This window comes from Streptosporangium sp. NPDC002607 (assembly GCF_053592655.1).
This window is the reverse complement of the sequence record NZ_JBSFWD010000006.1, coordinates 245,544-266,426: the sequence shown is the minus strand read 5'-3', so window position 1 is coordinate 266,426 and position 20,883 is coordinate 245,544. Positions and strand designations below refer to the sequence as shown.

Below are 20,883 nucleotides of genomic sequence, written 5' to 3'. Positions count from 1 at the left end.
CCTTTTCTCCTGGCGGAGCAGCCCGCTCAGCCGGCGGAGGTGAGCAGCGGCAGTTTCCGTACGCCGGTCATGTTGGGGCTGGGGATGAACTGCGGTGACTCGTCCGGGTCGGTGCGCAGGCGGGGGAAGCGGTCGAGCAGGATGTCGAGCGCGACCCTGCCCTCCAGGCGGGCCAGCGGCGCGCCGAGGCAGAAGTGGATTCCCCGGCCGAGACCGAGGTGGGGGTTGGGGTCACGGGTCGGGTCGAAGACGTCGGGGTCGGCGAACTGCCGGGGGTCACGGTTGGCCGCCGCGATCCACACCATGAGCAGCTGGTCGGCGGGCACGTGCTGTCCACCGAGCTCGACGTCGACGTTGGTTACCCGGCCCAGGGCCGCGAACGGGCTGAAGAAGCGCAGGGACTCCTCGATCACGGCGGGAACCGTCGACCGGTTCGCGCGGGCGCGAGCGAACTGCTCGGGCTGGGCGTCCAGGCAGAGCACGGTGTTGCCCAGCAACATGGTGGTGGTGATGTGCCCGGCTATCAGCAGAACGTTGGCGAAGTTCACCACCTCGGCCTGGCTGAGCCGCTCACCGTCCACCTCCGCCTCGACGAGCTGGGTGAGCAGATCCGCGCGTGGCCGAACCCTGCGCTCCGCGGCGTGTTCGCCAAGGTAGTCGGCCAGGTGTTTGGCCTGCTCCATGACGAACTCCAGGTTGCGCTCCTGCTCCTCGCTCCGGTTGACGAGCGAGAACCGCTGGGACCCCTCGAACATCCTGTCCACCCACTGCTTGAACAGGTAGCGGTCGGAGCTGGGCACCCCGAGCAGCTCCGCGATGACGATGACCGGCAGCGGGTAGGCGAGGTCGGCCACCAGCTCCAGCCGGTCCGTCTCGGCCGCCGCGTCGAGCAGCTCGTTGGTCAGCGCGGCGATGCGCGGTTCGAGGTCGGCGACGACCTTCGGGGTGAAGGCGTGGCTGACGAGCTTGCGAAGCTTGCTGTGCATGGGCGGGTCCAGCTGCGTCAGGCTGCGCTCGGCGGGCTTGGCGACCTCGGGCACCACGCGGCTGGTATCGGAGGAGAAGGTCTTCGGATCGCCGAGAATCCGCAGTGCCTCGGGGTAGCCGTAGACGTTCCACATCCCGGTGCCGGCGTCGAAACTCACCGGCTGGTCCGGCCGCCTTCCGCGTAGCCAGAAGTGCCCCTCGTGCAGGCTCCATGTGTCGGCGATGGTGGTCATGGCGTGCCTTTCTCATCGGGACGGGTCCGGGATCAGCCGGGCTCGTGCGTTCTCTCGTACGCGTAGATCCAGGTGCGGTAGGGCGGGATCAGGTCCTCGAAGACGGCGATGACCTCCGAGACCGCCTTGGCCAGTTCCTCGGAGGTCGGCGGCTCGGCCGGTTCGAAGGCGTGTCTGACGACGTGGGCGAGCGAGTCGAGCTTGGCCCGCATGTCCAGCTGGACGGCCATCGGATCCAGGTCCTGGTAGAGATGGAACCCGGTCATCGTCGCGCTCAGCGTGTACGCCAGGTTCGGCACGTCGTCGCGGAGCAGGCCGTGCCGGGTCATCAGGTCGTAGAACCGTTCGGAGGCGAGCAGCTCCTGGCTGTGCAGGAAGGCGTCGGCCGACCTGCTCTGTGCCTGCCGCAGGTATTCCTCGGACAGCGCCCGCAGCACCGGCCGGCGATCGACGATGAGGAACGACGCGGGGATGAAGCGGTGCGGCAGCAGCATCGCCGGGTCCCGGCGCAGCTCGTCGAGGAGCTCCTCGACATAGGAGATGGACTCGCGCAGCAGCACGGCCTCGAACAACTGCTGCTTGGTGCGCCAGTGCAGGTAGACGGTGCCCTTGCCGATGCCGGCCAGCTGGGCGATGTCGTCGATCGTCACCTTCCGGTAGCCGAGGCGTACGAGCAGCTCGGCCGCCGCGTCGAGGATCCGGTCGGCGCGGCCGACGGTCTGCCCTGCTCGTTCCGTCACCCTGAAACCTTTCCCTCTGACCTCGTGACCAATTATGAAATCTGGTCAACAAGTCAGAGAGTAGACCTCCCCTCCGGCGCGGACAATCCCTTTTCGGACCGGCGCGCCTGCCTCCTGGTGTTCGAAGGGCTTACCGGGAAGGCGCTCAGGGCAGGGTTTCCAGCCGAACATCAGGGATGTCGTAGTACAGATGTGGCGCGGAGGTGATGATTCGCCGGCCTCCACGCGCTTCGGCCAGGATCACGGCGTGTGCGGCGGCGAGAACCGCCCCGACCTCTGACCCGGCGAGACGGCCCGGCGCGTGCTGCTCCAGGTTCGCCCACATCTTCGGGCCGATCAGGGGAGTTCGGGGACCGACTCGACGAGGGTGACGAGGCCGTGCTCGTCGAGGAGGTCGACGGGGCGGACCGTCTCGCCCAGCAGGACGTAGTGGAAGGCCGCCCCCACCTGCTCCAGCGGGACGGCGGCCAGGTGGGACCAGGCCAGCCGGTAGGCGGCGAGCTGGACGGAGGCGGCGGCCTCGGCCTTCTTGCCCCTGGGACGCCGGCCGGTCTTCCAGTCGACGACCTCGTAGCGCCCTTCGGAGATCTGGAAGACGGCGTCCATCCGGCCGCGGACCACCCGGTCGGCGATCACGGTTTCGAAGGGGACCTCGACGTCGAGTGGTTCCCTGCCCGCCCACTCGCTCTCCTCGAAGCGGTCGCGCAGCTGGTCGAGGTGGGCGTCGGTCTCCTCGAAGTCGTCGGACGCGCCGGGCAGCTCGAACTCGTCCATCAGCCGCTGCTGGCCCCAGCGCCCCTCCAGCCAGCGGTGGAAGGAGGTGCCCCGGCGGGCCAGCGGCGCGGGCTTCTTGGGCACCGGGCGGCGGATCTGCCTGGCCAGCGCCTTGGGGTCGGAGGCCAGCGTGACGAGGGAGGAGACGGTCAGGTGGGTGGGCAGCTCCACCCTGCCGCCACCGCGCCGCCGGTTCATCTCCCGCTCCCTGAGCAGGAGCTCGATGTCACGCTCCCAGGCCTTCGCCCGCTCCCTGTCCCACCCCCGCAGCTCGGCCGCCGGCACCGGCCGCCGTTCCCCTGTCTCGGCTGTCTCGGCTGTCTCGGCACCGGAGTCGGCCCGGTCGCTCTGCCCGGTGTTCGCCGCCCCGGGAAAAGCCCCGGGAAAGGGCGCGTTCCCCTCCTGCGGATCGGCGGGGAAGGGCACATCACCGTTCTCCGCCTCTTCGGGAACGGGCCCGCGGTCGTCCGAGCCGGGAGCCTCCCCATCCGACAGGTCTTCGGGAAAGAACGCTTCCTCGTCCCACAGATCTTCGGGGAAGGGCACCTCCTCGTCCCGGGGAGCCTCGGGGAGAGGAACATCCTCGTAGTCCCGGGGAACCTCGGGGAAGGGGACGTCCTCGAAGGAGACCGGAGCGGTCCCCCCGGCGAGGGCCGCGAGGGCGGCCTCCACCATGGTGGCGCCGTCGAGAACGGCGGCGTAGCGGGCATCGTCGGGCTCGATCGGCCACCGGGCCTCGGCCGGCTCGGCGAGGAGCGGGTTGGTGGCGCCCTCCTCCATCTCCGGGGCCCAGAAGGCCACCCTGCCGCAGGTGTCGCGGATCTCCAGCAGGAAGTCCGACGGCTCCAGCGGCCTGGACGCGGTGCCCCAGCGGTAGCCGGAGGCGATCAGCAGGTAGTGGGCGCGGGTGACGGCGACATACGCCAGGCGGCGCTCCTCAAGCAGGTCGCGGTCGCGGCAGCGCTCGTCGAAGTCGGCCAGCTCCTCCTTGGCCAGCCCGGCCAGTCCGGGCAGGTCGGAGGCGTCTCCGCGGAGCTGGTAGGGCAGCTTGCGGGGGTTCTCCGTCCACCTCGGGCTGGTCGTGGAGCGGGCCGGGAACACGGTGCCGACGGTGAGCGTCCCGGCCTTCGACAGCGCCTGGGAGAGGCCGGGCACCACCACGACCGGCCATTCCAGCCCCTTGGAGGCATGGACCGTCATCAGTTTCACGCTGTTGCTCTCGCCCACCCGCCCGGCGTCCAGGCCGTTCTCCTCCTCGTCCGCCGCCTTCAGGAACGCCAGGAACGCGCCCAGCGTGGGGTCCTCGGAGTCTCCGGCGAACCGGGCGGCGGCGTCCAGGAAGGCGTCGAGGTCGGCGCGGGCGGCGAACGGGCCGACGGCCGTCCCCCTGGCCGCCACCTCGATGTCCAGGCCGAGCCTGCGCTCGATCTCCAGGATCAGGTCGGGCAGCGGCTGGCCGGTGTGGGCGCGCAGCAGGCGCAACTCCTGGGCCATGGCGACCAGCCGCACCCTCGCCAGCGGAGAGAACAGATCCTGCCAGGCGGGACGGTCGGGCAGCTCGTCGAGGGCGTCGACCAGGCTGCCGCGCTCCTCGGCCATGTCGGCCACGACCTGGTCCAGCGGGTCGGCCACCGGCGACGCGCCCTCGCGGGTCTCCCGGTTCAGCTCGCGGGCCCGCTCGCCCAGTTCCTTGAGGTCGGCGGGGCCGATCCGCCAGCGGGGACCGGAGAGCAGCCGCACCAGGGCGTCTCCCGCGCTCGGGTCGTAGATCACTCGCAGGGTGGAGACGATGTCGGCGATCTCCGGCACGAGGAGCAGGCCGCCCAGGCCGACGACCTCGACCGGGATGCCGCGCTCCTCCAGGGCCTTGCGGAGCGCGGGGAACTGCGAGCGTTTGCGCGCCAGGATCGCCACGTCGTGCGGCTGGAGCGACTGCGGCCCGCCCCACATGCTCTGCTTGGCCTTCTTACGCTCGCCGTCGCCCCACGGCATGCCGTCGGGCGCGCTCTCGACGCCCAGCACCCTGGCGATCTCCAGGGCGGCCCAGCTCGCCTCGTCGTCCGCGGTCTGGTGGAAGGCGCACATCACCCGGCCGCGCTCGACCCGGTTCTTACCGGGCACCAGGACCGGCACCTCCCTGGCCTCCATCCGGAGCGGCAGCTGGAGCCGGGCGGCGACGTCCAGCACGGCGTCGCCGTTGCGGAAGCTGACCGACAGGCGGTTGACGGGCGCGAGCTCCCCCGAGGCGGTTCTGAAGTCACGGGGGAATCGGGTGAGGTTGCCCGCCGAGGCGCCGCGCCAGCCGTAGATGGACTGGCAGGGGTCGCCCACCGCCGTCACCGGGTGGCCGCCGCCGAACAGGGCGCGGAGCAGGACGAGCTGGGCGTGGCTGGTGTCCTGGTACTCGTCCAGCAGGACCACGGCGAACCGCCCGCGCTCGATCTCGCCGACGTCGGCGTGCCTGTCGGCGATCCTGGCGGCCAGCGCCATCTGGTCGCCGTGGTCGACCACCTCCCGGCTGCGCTTGAGGCGGTTGTACGCCTCGACCAGCGGCAGCAGTTGCTCCCTGGCCCGCTGGGTGAGCAGCGGTCTGCGCTGGTCCTTGGTCGGGGTGCCGGGCAGCTCGGCGAACCGCTGGGCGAGCTTGGTGCCGACGTCGCGCACGTCCTGCGGGGTGCGCAGGTGTTCGGCCAGCTCACCGGCCAGTTCGAGCACCGCCCGGGTGACGGTCGCCGGGCTCCACTCGACCTGCTCCATCGGTCCGTCGTACGCGCTGACCACCCGGCTGGCGAGCTGCCAGGAGACGGCCGGGGAGACCAGGCGCATGGTCGGCTCCAGCGCCTCGCGCAGGGCGTGCTCGGTGACCAGACGGGCCGCGTAGGCGTGGTACGTCGAGATGGTCGGCTCGCCCTCCATCAGCTCCGCCGGCACCTGCCCGACCTCGACGAGACCGTTGAGCCGCTCGCGCACCCGCGCGGCCAGCTCCGCGGCGGCCTTCCTGGTGAAGGTCAGGCCGAGCACCTGCTCGGGGCGGAGCAGCCCGTTGGCGACCAGCCAGACGACGCGCCCGGCCATGGTCTCGCTCTTGCCCGACCCGGCCCCGGCCATCACGACCATCGGTTCGAGCCCGGCCTCGATCACGGCCGCCTGTTCCGGGGTCGGCGGCAGGATGCCCAGCTTGGCGGCAAGCTGAACCGGGCTCAGCACGCGGCGCCCCCGGTGGACGCGACACGGCCCCGGTGCCGGAGATCGGCACGGACGTGCCCGGGGAACGGCGCGTGGTGCCGGAGACACCCCGCGCCGAGGCGGTTCAGCACACCTGGTCTCCGTTCTTGCTGACCGGGCAGCTCGACCGTACGGCGCAGGTGCGGCAGCCGTCGTTGACCTTGGCCTGGAAGAACGGCCCCGACATGCCGACGGCGACGGTGCCGACCATGTCCTTGGCCCAATCCGGGTCGGGGTCGTCGGACAGGGGAGGCTGTGCCTGCTCCTTGGCCTGCTTCTTGCCCGCCGCGTCGCCCACCTGGACCAGGGCCGCGCCGCCCGGCTCGGTCAGGCCGTGCCGCTGGAAGGCGCCGAGCAGCGCGGCGAGCTGGTAGACGCCGAGCTGGGGGTGGCGTTCGAGCTCGGTGTCCTTGGCGCCGGTCTTGCCGGTCTTGATGTCGATGATCACGGCTCGGCCCTCACCGTCGCGCTCGACCCGGTCGACCCGGCCCTTGATCTGCACCCCCTCGGAGACCATGGCCGTGAACGCCTCCTCCAGGCCGACCAGTGTCCGGGGGTTGTTCTCGTGCCAGGCGACGAATTTGGAGATCATCTCCTCGGCGACCGCGCGCTGCTTGCGGTTGTACCAGACACCGCCGAAGTCGAGCTCGTTCCAGACCTCGTCCAGGCGCTTGCCGAGGGTCTCCTCGGTGGGCATGCCGGTCGCGGCGAGGACCGCCAGCGCGTGCACGACGGTGCCCAGACCTCGGGCCACGTCGGTGCCGCCCGCGCCCACCGAGGTCTCCAGCAGCCAGCGCAGGCCGCACTTGCTGAAGCTCTCCACCGCCGAGGGCGAGACGCGCACGATGTCGTCGGGCCAGCTCAGCGGGCGGTCGTCGGAGATGGGTGTGAGGGCGTACCAGTCGTTGGGGTGGGCGCCGGGCACTCCCGCGGCGGCGAGCCTGGCCAGATGCTCGGCCGCCGCCCTGCGCAGCGGTTCCGGCCTGGTGGAGTCGGTGACCGCCGATCGCAGGTCGGCCACCAGCGCGGACATGCTCAGCCAGCGGGACCGCTCGTCGACGCCCGCCTCCTCGGTCGAGCCGGGCACCAGCTCGGTGAGGAAGCGGGAGGGCCGCTCCTCGGTGTCGTCGCCGCCCACGGCGGTGACGATGAGCCTGCTCCTGGCCCTGGTGGTGGCCACGTAGAACAGCCGACGCTCCTCGGCCAGCAGCTGGGAGGCGAGCGCGGCGGAGACGGCCGCCGGGTTCTCGTGCTCGGAACCCTCGGCCCTGGCGACCATGTCGTCGGTACTCAGGATGGACCCGCGCAGCCGCAGGTCCGGCCAGGCGCCCTCCTGGACCCCGGCGACGACCACCACGTCCCACTCCAGGCCCTTGGAGCGGTGCGCGGTGAGGATGCGGACCTTGTCTCCGTCGGGAGCCCGAGCGGCGAGGGAGTCGCCGGGGATCTCCTGGGCGACCAGGTCCTCGACGAACACGTCCACCCCGGCGTGCGGGAGCCGGTCGACGAACCTGGCCGTGTGGTCGAAGAGCGCCACGACGGCGTCGAGGTCACGGTCGGCCATGGTGCCCCTGACACCGCCCCTGAGGCTGACCTCGGTCCACTTTCCGGCCAGCCCGGTGGCCTGCCAGACGGTCCACAGCACGTCCTCGGCGGTGCCGCCCTGCCGTACGGCCTCGGTGGCGGCGGAGATGAGACCGGCGACCCGCTCGGCGGGCAGCGCCACGTGCGGCTCCACCCGCACCAGTTCCCGCGCGTCCTTCAACGCGGCGACCAGCAGCTCTCCCGAGGAGCGGGGGCCGGGGGCCTCGCGCTCCAGGTCGAGATCCACATCGAGATGCACATCGAGAGCCACGTCGCGATCCGCCTGCTCGGCCGCCTCGTGCTCGGCGGGGTGGGCCAGCGCCTCGTGCTCGGCGATCCGCAGGGCACGGCGGAGGCGGCGCACACCGATCATGTCGGTGCCGCCGAGCGCGCCGGTCAGCAACTCTTCCGCCACCCCCTCGTCGAGGGTCTCCGGGTGCAGCGCCACCTGGATGAGCCTGATCAGCGGCCGCACGCCCGGCTCCTGGAAGAGCGGCACCTCGCCGCCGCCGACCACGACCGGCACCCCGGCGGTGACCAGGGCGCGGCGCAGCAGCGGCACCTGGCGGGTCGCGGAGCGGACCAGCACCGCCATCCGCGACCAGGGGACCCCGTCGAGCAGGTGCGCCCTGCGGAGCGTGTCGGCCACGATCGCCGCCTCCTGAGGTGTCCCGTCGGCCACCAGCACCCGTACGTCACCGGGGTCGGCGTCCGGCAGGGCGCGCAGGTCGCGGTGGGCGGCCCCGCCGGGGGTGGCGGGCAGCCGGGTGGTGACGCGGCGGGTGGCCCGCAGCAGGTTCCGGCCGCTGCGGCGGCAGACGCGCAGCGCGACGACGGGGGCCTTCGCGCCGTGGGCGTCGCGGAACCGGTCGGTGAAGTTCATGATCCCTCGGACGTCGGCACCGCGGAAACCGTAGATCGACTGGTCGGGATCGCCGACCGCGACCAGGTCGCGCCCCTCCCCCGCCAGCTGCTGGAGCAGGAACTCCTGGGCGGGATCGGTGTCCTGGTACTCGTCGACGAAGACGGCGTCGTACGCCGATCGCTCGCGGTCGCGCACCTCGGGGTCGGAGAGCAGCGCCCCCGCTGCCCGGATCAACTCCGCGTAGTCGAGCACCGGTTCGAGATCGAGGTCGAACCTGGCCTGGTAGCGGTCCGCGAACCTGCCTGCGGCCACCCAGTCGGGGCGGCCGTGGCGACGGCCCAGCCCGACCAGCTCCGGCCCGTCGAGGCCGCGTTCGGCGGCGCGGGCCAGGAAGTCACGGAGCTCGGAGGCGAAGCCGCGCGTCTTGAGCGCCTCGTGCATGTCCTGCGGCCAGTGGACGGCGCCGTCCTCCAGCTCGCCGTGGAGCAGGCGGCGGATCTCCAGGAGCTGCTCGGGGCCGGTCAGCAGGCGCGGCGGCACCCCTCCGGCGATCACCGCCTCGCGGCGGAGCAGCGCGTAGGCGTAGCTGTGGAAGGTGAGGGAGAGCGGGGTGCGGGTGGTACGGCGCATCCGGGCCGTGATGCACTCGCGCAACTCCTCGGCGGCCTTGCGGCTGAAGGTGAGGACGAGCACCCGCTCGGGGTCGACGCCCCGGCGCTCGATCCGGTCCACGACGGTCTCCACGATCGTGGTGGTCTTGCCGGTGCCCGGCCCGGCGAGCACGAGCAGCGGACCGCTCTCGTGGGCCACCACCGCCCGCTGGTGCTCGTCCAGCACAGGGGCAACAGTTCTCCCCGCACCCTCACGACGTACCAGCCGCCAGTCCTGACCACTCACAACTCGCCATTCCACCAGATCCCGGACGATGATCGTGCCGAGTCGGCGGGTACGGCATGGCGGATTGTCGGCCCCGCCGGGTGGGCTACGGGCGGGGCCGGCTGGGAGCGATGATCAGAGCAAGGCGCTGACCTGCGCCGGAACGTCCCGGGACGGGTTCAGGGGCCGGGCGGCCGACCCCGGGGGCCGCTCGGCGGCCGACCCCGGGAACCGCTCAGGAGAGGAAGACGTGGTCGACGAGCCTGGCCGTCGCCTTGCCGTCGTCGCGGGGCGCGTAGGTGCGCTGGAAGAGGTCGTACCGCTCGGCGTGGGCGGCGGTCACCTCGTCGATCGACCGCAGTGCCTTGATCACCTCGGCCCCGGTGGAGAGCAGCGGGCCGGGCGCCTCCGCGGCCAGGTCGAGGTACATGCCCCGCTTGGACGAGTAGCGCTGCAGGTCGTGTGTGAAGAAGAGCATCGGCCTGCCGGTCGCCGCGAAGTCGAACATGACCGACGAGTAGTCCGTGATCAGCACATCGGCGATCAGCAGTAGATCCGTAATATCGGGATATGTCGTGACGTCGCGTCCGAGGCCGGCGGGCACGTTGGGCGCCGCCTGCATCGAGTGCGCCCTGATCAGGAACTCGTGGCCGGGGCCGAGCACCCGGTGCGCCTCGGCCAGGTCCAGGCGGATCGAGGCGTTCTTGCGGTCGTAGTCGCGGTAGGTCGGCGCGTAGAGCACCACCCTCGCCCCCTCGGCGATGCCGAGCCTGGCGCGCATCCGCGCCGCCATCTCGTCGCGGTCGGGGGCCACCAGCACGTCGTTGCGCGGGTAGCCGCTCTCCAGGACCTCCCCCTGGTAGCCGAACGCCTTGCGCAGCACCCGGGTCGCCCAGGGACTCTGGGAGACCAGCAGGTCCCAGCCGCGCACCTCGACCGCCTGCCGGTGCCAGGCCGGCGGCCTGGGGTCACGGGACATGTGCGGCAGGTCGTTGCCCAGGCGCTTGACCGGGGTGCCGTGCCAGGTCTGCACGACCGTCTGGTCCTCTCGCGCCCGGAACCAGGGCGGCAGGAAGCCGTTGGTCACCACGTACCGCGAGCGGGCCAGCACCGCGTAGTGCTCGCGGCTGCCCGCGCGCACCACGGTCGGCCCCTCGCCCTCGCCGAAGCCGAGCTCCGCGGGGCCCGGCGGCGTGAACGCGCCGTCCTTGACCACCCAGATGTGCTCTCCGGCGTCGCCGCGCCGCACGCGCTCCTCGTAGATCGCGCGGACGTTGCCCTCGTACTGCCGCCCGTCGTAGGCGACGTAGACGATCGCGTCGTTCAGCTCGCGGGTCCGCTCCGCGGGATAGAAGCCGCGGCGCAGCGCGTACAGGCCGCCGGCGCCCTTCTCGTCGTCGGGGCGGTGCTCGGCGACGGAGAGCACCGGAATGTCGAAGCGGGTGGAGATCAGGCGGTATTCACGGCCGTCGCGGATCTTCGTGTCCTCGTCCAGATCGTCGAGGATGGCGTGGTCGACGCGGAACGGGACGATCTGGCCGGCCGGGTCGCGGACCGCCATGCTCCAGGTGCCGCTGCCCAGCGGAACCGTGTCCCCGAAACGGGGCATCGCGGCGGCCGCGATCCGCACCGTGAAACGGGAGTCCTCCCGCTCCAGGGGGATGGCGTGGATCAGCCCGCTGCGGTGCTTGAGGGTCAGCTCGGCCGCGCCGGAGCCCGGGTAGGAGCCCTCCAGGACGAGCACGCCCTGCTCGTCCCAGGTCGCGGCGGTGATGACCGGGCGGATCCGGTGCGCGGAGACGCTCACCCGGTCACGCCGGTCACGCAGCACGGTGATCTCACGATCCCCGACGACCGTACGGCTCTCCTCCGCCTTGCCGATCATGACGGAGGCGGCGGGATCGCCCTTGGGCTCGATCCAGAGACGGCCGCCGTCGCGTTCCTGCAGCAGGGAGGCCACGGCGAGCGGCACGACGACCGCGGTGCCGCCGTCGACGGGGGTGAAGTCCGCGGCGATCCGATGACCGTCCAGCCTGGCGTGCCCCCTGCTCGCCTCCTTGCCCGGCAGGAAGACCTGGACCTCCAGCCGCTCGCCGTCCAGCTTCACGCCGGTCAGCTCGGCCCTGGTGGGCTGTAGCACCACCTGGAGTGCCCGGTCGGAGGTCCAGACGGGGCGGATCCACCAGCCCCCGCCGAGATCAAGCCCCGAGGGACGCTCGGTACGGCCGGTGGAGGGGCCGCGCAGCAGGCCGACGGCACGGGCGCCCCGGCTCCAGATCACGATCTCGGCGCGCCAGGTGGTGGTGTCCTGCACGGTGGCGCGGCGGCGCAGCAGCCGCTTGCCGCCGCGCACGACGGCCCGCACCGCGGAACGCCAGCGCAGCGGCCACGGGCTCAGTTCGGCGGTGAACCCGGACCAGTCGTAGTTGCAGCCGGCCTCTTCCGCGCCGTAGGTCGCCTCGGGGTGGAAGACCCGCCGGGTGCGCAGCCGCACCGGCGGCAGCCAGCGCGGGCCGCGCAGCACCACCGTGGCCCTGTTGAAGCGGCGGCTGCGCACCGACAGCCCGGCCAGATAGGCGTGGCCGCTGACGTGCAGCCGCCCGCCGGACCAGGAGACGTCCTCGATCTGGGTCATCGGGATGAGATCCGCGGCCCGCAGCCGGAACAGGGCCTCGGGCAGCTCGTCCTGGAGCGGCAGATCCGCGTACCAGCGGAGTTTCTTGCGGACGCGCCTGGACGGCTCCGCGGCGGCGGCCACGAGCTTCTGCAGCGCGTCGCCGTCGGCGAGGTCGTCGATCTCGCGGTGCTCGATCAGGTGAAAGGCGATCCTGCGAGCGACCGGCAGGTCCCGCTTGACCCTCGCGTCCACACCGGTCACGTACGGCTTCAGGACCGTGACGAACTCGCGGCGCCGCGCGGCGCCCCGCTTGGTGGCGATGTCCAGCCGGGAACCCAGCGGCCCGGCCAGCGCGTCGGCGTCGAAACGACGGCGCTCATGCGGCTTCAGCCCGTCGGCCAGCACCGCGGCCATGATCGAGTCGAGTGGTTCTCCCCGGTCGCAGAGATCCTGGACAACCCGAAGACGATCAACGACGGGGTCGCCGCTGGCTCGTGCGGGGGTGGCACCGATGGCCATGGGGAAAGCACCGCCTTTCGGACAGAGCGCTGTCCTAGGCCATGTTAGTGCGCCACGGCAGGGCCGGTTACGCGGTGAATTAAGGGTTCCCGGGATTTACAGGCTTTTGTGATCTAAGGCTTTCCGTCCCATCTGGCCTCCCGCATATCGGCTCGGGCGCCCCTCAGCGGGGTCCGTTCCTCGCGCCAGTTCGCCAGGCATCGTTGCTCGTGGCCGGGTGGCGGGGTGCCGTCGGCGTGCACGACGCGCCACCAGGGCACGCCCCCGCCCCAGGTGGACATCACCCTGCCGACCTGGCGCGGGCCACCCTCGCCGAGATACTCGGCGATGTCGCCGTAGGACATCACCATGCCGGGCGGAATGCGCTCGACCAGATCCAGCACCCGCTCGGCGTACGGGGTGGGATGGCCTACTGGCTCCATACCGTCGGTCCGGCCGAGAGGATCTCGTCGAGTTTGCCGAACTCGTAGGCCACCGAGCCGTTCAACTGCTCGACCAGACCGCCGCGGATCGCGTAGGACTCGCCGTCCTCGCCGACCAGCCGCGCCCCCAGCAGAGCGGACACGCGTGCCAGCTGGGCCACCTGCCAGTCCGATCCGGGGGCGCCGGACAGGCGGCCGTTCCATATCGCTATGGCATGAACCGCGCCATTGTGGCGGGCCAGGACCTCCCCCGACTCCTGCGACCCTCTGAACTCGAACCCCGCCTGCCCCAGCACAGTCGCGAGTTCCGCGAAGGCGAGAGGCGCAGGGCGCTCCACGCGCAACTCGTACCCCATAACGCGGGAGAATAGCGAACCTTCCGGGTTTCCCGGAGTGTAAATCCCGACATTCGGGCTACCGCATCCGAACAGTGTCCTAAACGCGTTCTAATTGACTTCAAACTGCGCTTATCCCCGCGATCTCCCGCGCTTGGCCGTTTCGGCATCGACCACTACCGGTCCATTCCCGTCCGAGTGCCGGCCGAGCATCACCACGGCCGCCGCGAACGCCACCAGGCCGCCGACCAGGCCCGTTCCGTAAAGCCAGAGCCTCAGCGGATCGGGGCCCGGCCTGCTGTACTCCTCGTGCGGGACGCCGGCGCCGAAGTGCTTGTCATCCGGGACCGAGATCTCCACCGCACCCGCCACGAGCCGATCCGCCTTGGCGAGCGCCGCGGCGGCGTCGACGACGCCGAACCCGATGTGGTCGTCATAGCCGGCGGTGGGACTCGCCGAAGCCGTGGAGACCAGTGCCTGCGCCACCATCTGCGGCGCGATATTCGGGTATTTCGCTTTTATTAGTGCGGCGACCCCTGCCACCAGCGCGGTCGCCGAACTGGTCCCCTCAGAGGATCCGTAGTTTCCGCCGGGGACGACCACCGGTACCCCGACACCGGGCGCCGAAACCAGAACCGACAGATTGTCACTGCTGAAGCTCGCCGGCTTGCCCAGCCTGTCCACCGCGCCCACACCGATGACCCCGGAATATCCGGCGGGGAAGTTCCAGAAGGAGGTGGAGTTGTCCATGGTGTACTGGGAGTCTCCGTCGTTGCCCACGGCGGCGACGAGTACCACGCCCCTGGACAGCGCGTAGGAGACCGCCTCCCGCTCGCTCCGGTGCGGCCCGTAGGCACCCAGCGACATGCTGATGACCTTGGCGCCGTTGTCCGCGGCGTAACGGATCGCCCGGGCCAGCGGGCTGTCGTTGCGCGAGCGCAGATCCTCCTCCGGCAGCGCGGAACCGTCCTTGGGCCGCTCCTCGACGATCAGCGGCAGCGAGAGGATTCCGGCCTCGGGGGCGATCCCGAGAAGACCTTCCTCGCCGTTGCCCGCCCCGGCGATGAGCGAGGCCATGGCGGTGCCGTGCCGTCCGGCGTCCGGCTTGCTCCTGTCGAACTTGACAGATCCCATGTCGGGTCCGGAGATCACTCGCCCGCGCAGCTCGGCCACCTGGTCGTCCACCCCGCTGTCGACCAGGGCCACGGTGACGCCCGAGCCCCTGGTGACCTTCCACGCCTCCTGCGCGCGCAGCATCTCCAGCACCCAGCGCTGGTCCTCGCGCACGTCGGCGGCGCCCTCCGGCGGCGCGGCCAGTATCGGAGCGGCGGGCGTCTCGGCGGGCATCTCGGTGGGCACGGTCGCGAAGGCGGGCACCACCGGGACCGCCACCGAGATCGCGACCAGCACTCCCGTCGCCCACAATCGCCGCCTCAGCACACGTTCCCCTGGGTGCACTGGGGCACGGCGCTCGGCTCGTCGCCGAGGGCCCTGGCGATGCGCCCCGCGACCGCCTGGGCCGCGGGCCACAGCTCGCTGTGCAGGATCTCCTCCGGGGCGATCGCCTGGCGGGTGCGGCCGTCGGTGTAACCGGCGGTGGAGAAGACGATGTAGGGGCCGACGCCGACCCAGGCGTTGTGCTGGCGCTGGGCCGCCCCGAACAGCTCGGTCGCCGTGCCGGGGAAGGCCACGGGCCGCACCCCCACCCTGTCGTCCACGGCCAGTTGCGCGGAGGCGGCGAGCCGCCGCTCCTCGTCGGCGAGCACGGCGATGCCCACGGTGAAGACGAACGTGGACGTCTGGTCGACGTAGGTGGCCCGCAGCAGCGTGCGGCAGCCGTTCCGGGTGAGCACCGACCCCACCTGCGCGTCGGTACCGGCCGCGCAGGCCACCTCGGGCGCGAGGCCGACCCTGCGGGCGTACTGCTGGACCCTGCTGAGGCCGATGTACTGCAGCTCGACGGGAAAGACCAGGTCCGCGGTCCAGGTGTACCAGCGCCTGGCGATGTCGTCGGAGATGTAGCGGGCCTGCTCGGCGGCGGTCAGCGGGCGCGAACTCGTCTCGCGCAGCAGCCCGACCGCGCCGGTCAGCACGTTGGTGGCGGCGATGGCGAGGATCGTGCCCACCAGGATCAGGAAGATCGTACGGAACCGGACGCCCTGTTCCAGGGCCGCCAGTTCGGCACGCTGAATCGCCGCGCGATCACGGCCCGCCGCGGGCCAGGAGCGCACGCGGTGCCGCCTGACCGTGGCGCCCTGCGCGGGCGCCCGCCTGGTCCGGCCGTCCCCGGCGGCGCTCACCCGGGAGCCGGACGGTGGCCAGCCGCCGCGAGCGCGGGAGGCCGGGGCTCCCAGATGCCGCTCCGGCTCCTGGGACCGCCCTGACTGCGACATACTCCGATGCTACGTCGCCTGCCCTCTCCGCCCTATCAGCGGCGTGCATTTTCGCGGTGCCGGCTCCGGCGGCGACCTTGGTACCGACCTCGGCCCGGCTCCGGCCGCGACCCGGGTCCGGGCCCGGTGCTCACGGCCAGGGCGCGGTGACCGCGTCGGGCGTGGGTTCCTGGTAGGTCGTCGACGAGCGCGCACGGCCGACGAACACGGCGATCGTGACCAGGCAGGCGATCGCGCCGAGCCCGGCGGCCACGGCCACCCCGCCGTACAGGTTGATCCTGTCCCGGTCACGGTGGACCACCCGCACCGGCTCGACCACCAGGCCCAGCGGGCGGGCGGGGTCGTGACCACCGGCCCCCTCCGCGGTGAGGGTGTGCCGGGAGATCCTGGCGGCCGCGGCGAGTGCCCGGGTGGCGTTGACGACGCCGAAGCCCATGCCGGTGTCGTAGCCGCCGGTGGGCCGCCGGGTGGCTCCCGCAGTGATCGCCTGGACAACCAGCACGGGCGACATTTCTGGATATTTCGCCTTAATGAGGGCGGCGACCCCCGATACCAGGGCGGTCGCCTGCGAGGTGCCGCGGCCTACCCAGTACTCGTCGCCGGGGCCTGCCCCGAGGATGTCCACCCCCGGCGCGGCCACCAGGACCGAGGGGTTCCGGTTGGAGAACGAGGCACGGCGCAGCCCCCGGTCCGTCGCGGCGACCGAGACCACTCCCGGGAAGGCCGCCGGGTAGGAGTAGGGGGCGTTGCCGCTGGCGTCGGTCTCCTCGGCGCCGTCGTTGCCCGCCGCCGCGACGAGCACGACCCCCTTGGAGATCGCGTAGCGGATCGCCGACCGCTCCTCCCTGGTCGCCAGTTCCTTGGAGATCGACATGTTGATCACGTCGGCACCGTGGTCCACCGCGTACCGGATGCCCCTGGCCACCACGTTCTCGTAACGCTCGGCGGTGTTGAACTCCCGGAAGCCGGGCTCCTCGTCCTCCAGGATGACCCGCACCGACAGCACCTTCGCGCGAGGCGCGACACCGATCACCCCGTCCGCCCCGCCTGGCCCGTGACCGTGCCCGGCGATCAGCGACGCCATGTACGTGCCGTGCAGCCGGAGGGGCTGCACACCCCGCGGGTTGGCCCCGGCGGTGAAGTCCTTACCCTCGATCACCGACCCGACCAGGTCGCGGTGGCCGCTGTCCACCCCCGAGTCGAGCACGGCCACGATCACGTCCTCCCCCTCGGACACCCGCCACGCGGCGGGCAGGTCGAGGGTCCGCAGCACCTCTTGCTGGCTGTCCCTGACGTCGTCGGCCCGCGCGGCCGGGGCCAGTCCCGCCGCCCCCGTCAGCACCACCAGTGCCAGCAGCGTCGTCGCCGCGAGCGCCCCGCGGGCGGCGGAAAGACGCCTCGGCACGGTCAGCATCGCCACTCCGCGGAGGCACAGTCGGGACGGGCGGGCCTGGTCAGGTCGGCGAGGATCCGGTCGGCGATGTCGCCGGTGAACGCGAACAGGGTGGGCCGCTGCTCGCCGACCGCGCTGGCGGGCCGGCCGTCGGTCTGGCCGACCGTGGCCATCACCACGTAGGGACCCGCCTGCCGGACGAGGCCGGCCTGGCGCCCCGCGGAGACGAACCGGTCGGTGACGGTGCCGGGGAAGGCCAGCGCCCTCAGGCCCGGCGAGGGCCGGTCGCCCCTGGGCAGCGCCGCCTTGGCCCTGGTGGCGCCGATCTCGTCGGCGAAGACCGCGACCCCGATGGTGACGACGACCCCCTGGAGCGCGTCGATGTAGGTGGCGCGCAGGATGCCCAGGCAGCCGGCCTCCCGAAGCGCCTTGCGCAGCTTGGCGTCGACCGCGTCGTCACAGCGGGTCTCCGGCGAGATGCCCACCCTGCGGGCCTTCTCCTCGCCCCCCTGCTCCGCGGCGTAACGGACCGTCTTGGGGAAGACCCGCCCGGCGGGCCACGCCTGCCAGCGCCGGGCCACCTCGTCGAGTGCCGCCCGATCGAGCTCCGCCTGGGTCGGCCCCCGGGTGAGCTCCGCTCCGGCGGCGCTGGTCGCCACCCCGGCCACGACCGCGCAGAACAGCGTCAGCGCCGATGCCACGACCAGCGCCGGCCATGAATGCCGTCGCTGACGTGGGACTTCGTTCACGCTCTCGACCTTAATGCGGTGAGGCGGGTGTCATCCGCCGTTCCGTCCATATCCGTCGGAGCGGAAAGCACATGTGGCGGCGGGGCGAGTGCCTCCCGAACGGCAGGGGAACGGCGAGCGCCCCGTGGGGCGCGTGCTCCACGGGGCGCGGGCGGTGAAAACCCCACCGGGCCGGTCAGTAGGTCGGCAGGCTCGGGTCGATGGTCTTAATCCAGCTGAGCACTCCGCCGCCCACGTGGACGGCGTCGGAGAAGCCCGCGCTCTTGATGACCGCCAGGACCTCGGCGGAACGGGCACCGGACTTGCAGTGCAGGACGATCTTCTTGTCCTGCGGGAGCCCCTCCAGCGCGGATCCGTTGAGGAACTCGCCCTTGGGGATGAGCACCGCGCCTGGGATGGACACGATCTCGTACTCGTTCGGCTCGCGGACGTCGATCAGGTAGATGTTCTCGTCCGCGTCCTGCATGGACTTGAGATCGGCCGCGGTGATCGTGGAGCCGGAGGCGGCCTCCTGGGCCTCCTCGGAGACCGCGCCACAGAACGCCTCGTAGTCCTCCAGGAGCTGGGTGACCGTCGGGTTCTTGCCGCAGAGCACGCACTCGGGGTCCTTACGGACCTTGACCGAGCGGTAGTTCATCTCCAGGGCGTCGTAGATCATCAGACGGCCGACCAGCGGCTCACCGATGCCCGTGAGGAGCTTGATGGCCTCGTTGACCTGGATGGAGCCGATCGACGCGCACAGCACGCCGAGCACGCCGCCCTCGGCGCACGAGGGGACCATGCCGGGCGGCGGGGGCTCGGGGTAGAGGCAGCGGTAGCAGGGGCCGTGCTCGGCCCAGAAGACGCTGGCCTGGCCGTCGAAGCGGTAGATGGAGCCCCAGACGTACGGCTTGCCGAGGAGGACCGCCGCGTCGTTGACCATGTAACGGGTGGCGAAGTTGTCCGTGCCGTCCACGATCAGGTCGTAGCCGGCGAAGATCTCCATCACGTTGTCCGTGGTGAGCACTTCGTTGTGGATGACCACGTTGACCAGGGAGTTGATCTCCCTGACGCTGTCCGCGGCACTCTCGGCCTTGGGGCGGCCCACGTCGGACTGGCCGTGGATGACCTGCCGCTGCAGGTTGGACTCGTCGACCACGTCGAAGTCGATGACGCCGAGCGTGCCCACTCCGGCGGCGGCGAGATAGAGCAGCCCCGGGGAACCCAGGCCACCCGCGCCCACACAGAGCACCTTCGCGTTCTTCAGGCGCTTCTGCCCGGCCATGCCCACGTCCGGGATGATCAGGTGGCGCGAGTAGCGGCGCACCTCATCGACGGTCAACTCGGCTGCCGGCTCTACCAGCGGTGGCAACGACACAGTTCTGCTCCCGTTTCAGGGGGTCTTGACGATACGGTTAGCGCAGCACGCTCCACTCACAACCTAACCTGGTGCCCTGGTCATTCCCCAACCGGAGTGAGGACCGTCTCACCTATCAGGATCCTGGCCTCGCGGGCCACCCTGTCGGGGAACTCCATCTGGGCCACATGCCCGGCGTCGGGCAGCAGCACCAGTTTCACCTGCGGGAACGTCCGGCCCGCACGGGCCGCCATCCGGGGGTTGACGAGCCGGTCGTGGCGACCGTGCACGACCAGCGTGGGCGCGGTCACCTGGGCCGCCTGCCGCCACAGGTTCGTCTCCCCGCGCCGGAAGTACTCGGCGACGATGCCGCGCGCCGAGTTGATCAGTGCCGCCCCCGCGTACGGGAGGCCGTCCCGGCGGCGCACCTCCTCGATCGCCTCCTTGAGCCGCTCCGGGTGAATCCTCCCCACGTCGGCGTAGCACATGGCGAGCGTGGCACCGAGCCTGCGCTCGGCGGGCAGCAGGCTCAGCCGGCTCGCCGCCCACTCGCCGAGCCTGGGCACGGCGGACAGCGCCACCCGCGCGGGGCCGTACCTGGGCAGCAGGTCGGGCAGGGCCGGTGAGATCAGGGTGAGCGAGCGGACCAGGTCGGGACGGGTGGCGGCGAGCCGCACGGAGACGGCTCCGCCCAGGGAGTTGCCGAACAGGTGGATGGGGGCCCGCGAGACCCGCTCTATCAGGGCGGTGACGGTCCGTACGTGGGCGTCGACGGAGTAGTCGCCGCCGGGCGGCTCGGGCGAGTATCCGGCGCCCGGCAGGTCGACGGCATGACCGGTCACCACGTCGGAGAGCTCACCCATCAGGTCTGTCCAGTTGGTCGCGGAGCCCGCGAGGCCGTGTACGTAGACGGCGGTCTCCGCGGGGCCTGGCGGGGTCGATCGCACGTGGATCCGCTGGTCGCCGAGGTCGACCATCTCGCCCTGCCAGTTGGGGATCGGTTTGTGTACCACGCGTCTCCTCCTGTCGTCCGGCCGCTCTTCCACGATAGTTCGCCTCTCGATACGACAGACGACAGCCCCCGGGTACCACAAAAGGCACATAAGCCCATTTTAGCTAGATATCTTTTTATTGCATACTTTATCACCATTAGTTACACGCCCCCTCCAGCCACCCTTCCCCCGAAGAACAAAAGCGACATTAAAGGCATTTCACTTCAAAATAACTAATAAAGGCCCAAGGTATGCCACAAATAGATAAGAGGAGCGCAAAAGCCTTCGATTCCTGTTTCTCGAAAGACATGGGTGGAAATCATGACAAGCAGGGATGGCTCATCACTCGCCATCTCCGGCGATTCCGGCTTATGCGGAAAATGCCAAAAATCGGGGTAATCGATCCTTTCAAGGGGGAAACGCAATGCCCAAGCTCAAGAGTGTCGTCGCGGGGCTCGCGATCAGCACAGCGCTGACCGGCGGAGTCGTCGCCATGGGCGCGGCGACCACCGTCACGAGCGCCAACGCGATGACCAGCACGGTCACCGCCGCCGCCTTCCCGACCTGCGGCGGCGGCTGCGGCTGCCGTCGTAGCTGCTGCGGCGGCGGCGGCCACCGCTTCCGCAACCACCACCGCACCCACCACCGCTTCAGGCTGATCATCAACAACCACAACAACAACAACAACAACCTGCGTAACGACAACCGCAGCGACCGCCTCGTACCGCTTTTCCGGGGTGAGGACGACTAGTCGCCGGACCGAGGCCGCATACCCCGATCGGGGCGCAGCGCGGTCGGAGGAGGAGACCACACACGGCCGGATCCGCGATTTCCCGCGGCTTC

15 protein-coding genes are annotated in these 20,883 nt (G+C 71.1%); 1 reads left to right on the top strand and 14 read right to left on the bottom strand.

What is annotated here, in order from left to right:
• Positions 1–26: 26 nt before the first annotated feature.
• From ACWD3H_RS09820 to ACWD3H_RS09755, 14 genes are all read right to left on the bottom strand, one after another.
• Positions 27–1,220 (bottom strand): cytochrome P450, encoded by a 1,194-nt coding sequence (locus ACWD3H_RS09820; protein ID WP_451954650.1) that lies wholly within the window; start codon positions 1,218–1,220, stop codon positions 27–29.
• Between the two features lie 32 nt (positions 1,221–1,252).
• Positions 1,253–1,960, bottom strand: coding sequence for a TetR/AcrR family transcriptional regulator (locus ACWD3H_RS09815; RefSeq protein ID WP_355554573.1), 708 nt, complete (start codon positions 1,958–1,960; stop codon positions 1,253–1,255).
• Between the two features lie 145 nt (positions 1,961–2,105).
• Positions 2,106–2,285, bottom strand: a complete 180-nt coding sequence (locus ACWD3H_RS09810; protein WP_451954649.1) for a hypothetical protein — start codon at positions 2,283–2,285, stop codon at positions 2,106–2,108.
• Positions 2,286–2,296: 11 nt separating this feature from the next.
• Positions 2,297–5,941: an ATP-dependent helicase gene (locus ACWD3H_RS09805; RefSeq protein ID WP_451954648.1), complete on the bottom strand. Its 3,645-nt coding sequence runs from the start codon at positions 5,939–5,941 to the stop codon at positions 2,297–2,299.
• Positions 5,942–6,044: 103 nt separating this feature from the next.
• A complete protein-coding gene (locus tag ACWD3H_RS09800) occupies positions 6,045–9,245 on the bottom strand; it encodes an ATP-dependent helicase (RefSeq protein WP_451954647.1) in 3,201 nt (1,066 codons plus the stop codon).
• Positions 9,246–9,519: 274 nt separating this feature from the next.
• A complete protein-coding gene (locus ACWD3H_RS09795; RefSeq protein ID WP_451954646.1) occupies positions 9,520–12,420 on the bottom strand; it encodes a CDP-glycerol glycerophosphotransferase family protein in 2,901 nt (966 codons plus the stop codon).
• Positions 12,421–12,533: 113 nt separating this feature from the next.
• On the bottom strand, positions 12,534–12,842 hold the full coding sequence (locus ACWD3H_RS09790; protein ID WP_350921873.1) for an MGMT family protein: 309 nt from the start codon (positions 12,840–12,842) through the stop codon (positions 12,534–12,536).
• The gene (locus ACWD3H_RS09785; RefSeq protein ID WP_343977409.1) at positions 12,830–13,180 is read right to left on the bottom strand and encodes a hypothetical protein; all 351 of its coding nucleotides are present in this window, start codon (positions 13,178–13,180) and stop codon (positions 12,830–12,832) included. Before ACWD3H_RS09785 ends, ACWD3H_RS09790 begins: the two co-directional genes overlap by 13 nt.
• Positions 13,181–13,309: 129 nt before the next feature.
• Complete coding sequence (locus ACWD3H_RS09780; protein ID WP_451954684.1) at positions 13,310–14,494, bottom strand: S8 family serine peptidase; 1,185 nt, start codon at positions 14,492–14,494, stop codon at positions 13,310–13,312.
• A gap of 116 nt (positions 14,495–14,610) precedes the next feature.
• Positions 14,611–15,570 (bottom strand): hypothetical protein, encoded by a 960-nt coding sequence (locus ACWD3H_RS09775; protein ID WP_451954645.1) that lies wholly within the window; start codon positions 15,568–15,570, stop codon positions 14,611–14,613.
• A gap of 130 nt (positions 15,571–15,700) precedes the next feature.
• On the bottom strand, positions 15,701–16,984 hold the full coding sequence (locus ACWD3H_RS09770) for a S8 family serine peptidase (RefSeq protein ID WP_451954644.1): 1,284 nt from the start codon (positions 16,982–16,984) through the stop codon (positions 15,701–15,703).
• A complete protein-coding gene (locus ACWD3H_RS09765) occupies positions 16,978–17,712 on the bottom strand; it encodes a hypothetical protein (protein ID WP_355554591.1) in 735 nt (244 codons plus the stop codon). The genes ACWD3H_RS09770 and ACWD3H_RS09765 overlap by 7 nt, the downstream gene beginning before the upstream one ends.
• A gap of 175 nt (positions 17,713–17,887) precedes the next feature.
• A complete protein-coding gene (gene moeZ, locus ACWD3H_RS09760) occupies positions 17,888–19,069 on the bottom strand; it encodes an adenylyltransferase/sulfurtransferase MoeZ (RefSeq protein WP_350960963.1) in 1,182 nt (393 codons plus the stop codon).
• An 80-nt stretch (positions 19,070–19,149) separates the two neighbouring features.
• The gene (locus ACWD3H_RS09755) at positions 19,150–20,061 is read right to left on the bottom strand and encodes an alpha/beta fold hydrolase (protein WP_451954643.1); all 912 of its coding nucleotides are present in this window, start codon (positions 20,059–20,061) and stop codon (positions 19,150–19,152) included.
• Positions 20,062–20,464: 403 nt separating this feature from the next.
• Between ACWD3H_RS09755 and ACWD3H_RS09750 the strand changes: the two genes are divergently transcribed.
• Positions 20,465–20,791, top strand: a complete 327-nt coding sequence (locus tag ACWD3H_RS09750) for a hypothetical protein (protein WP_451954642.1) — start codon at positions 20,465–20,467, stop codon at positions 20,789–20,791.
• The last annotated feature ends 92 nt before the right edge of the window (positions 20,792–20,883 follow it).

Excerpts from the sequence above, each read along its gene's own strand:
- ACWD3H_RS09820 (WP_451954650.1), bottom strand. The coding sequence starts at position 1,220 with ATGACCACCATCGCCGACACATGGAGCCTGCACGAGGGGCACTTCTGG.
- ACWD3H_RS09810 (WP_451954649.1), bottom strand. The coding sequence starts at position 2,285 with ATGTGGGCGAACCTGGAGCAGCACGCGCCGGGCCGTCTCGCCGGGTCA.
- ACWD3H_RS09795 (WP_451954646.1), bottom strand. The coding sequence starts at position 12,420 with ATGGCCATCGGTGCCACCCCCGCACGAGCCAGCGGCGACCCCGTCGTT.
- ACWD3H_RS09790 (WP_350921873.1), bottom strand. The coding sequence starts at position 12,842 with ATGGAGCCAGTAGGCCATCCCACCCCGTACGCCGAGCGGGTGCTGGAT.
- ACWD3H_RS09775 (WP_451954645.1), bottom strand. The coding sequence starts at position 15,570 with ATGTCGCAGTCAGGGCGGTCCCAGGAGCCGGAGCGGCATCTGGGAGCC.
- ACWD3H_RS09770 (WP_451954644.1), bottom strand. The coding sequence starts at position 16,984 with ATGCTGACCGTGCCGAGGCGTCTTTCCGCCGCCCGCGGGGCGCTCGCG.
- ACWD3H_RS09750 (WP_451954642.1), top strand. The coding sequence starts at position 20,465 with ATGCCCAAGCTCAAGAGTGTCGTCGCGGGGCTCGCGATCAGCACAGCG.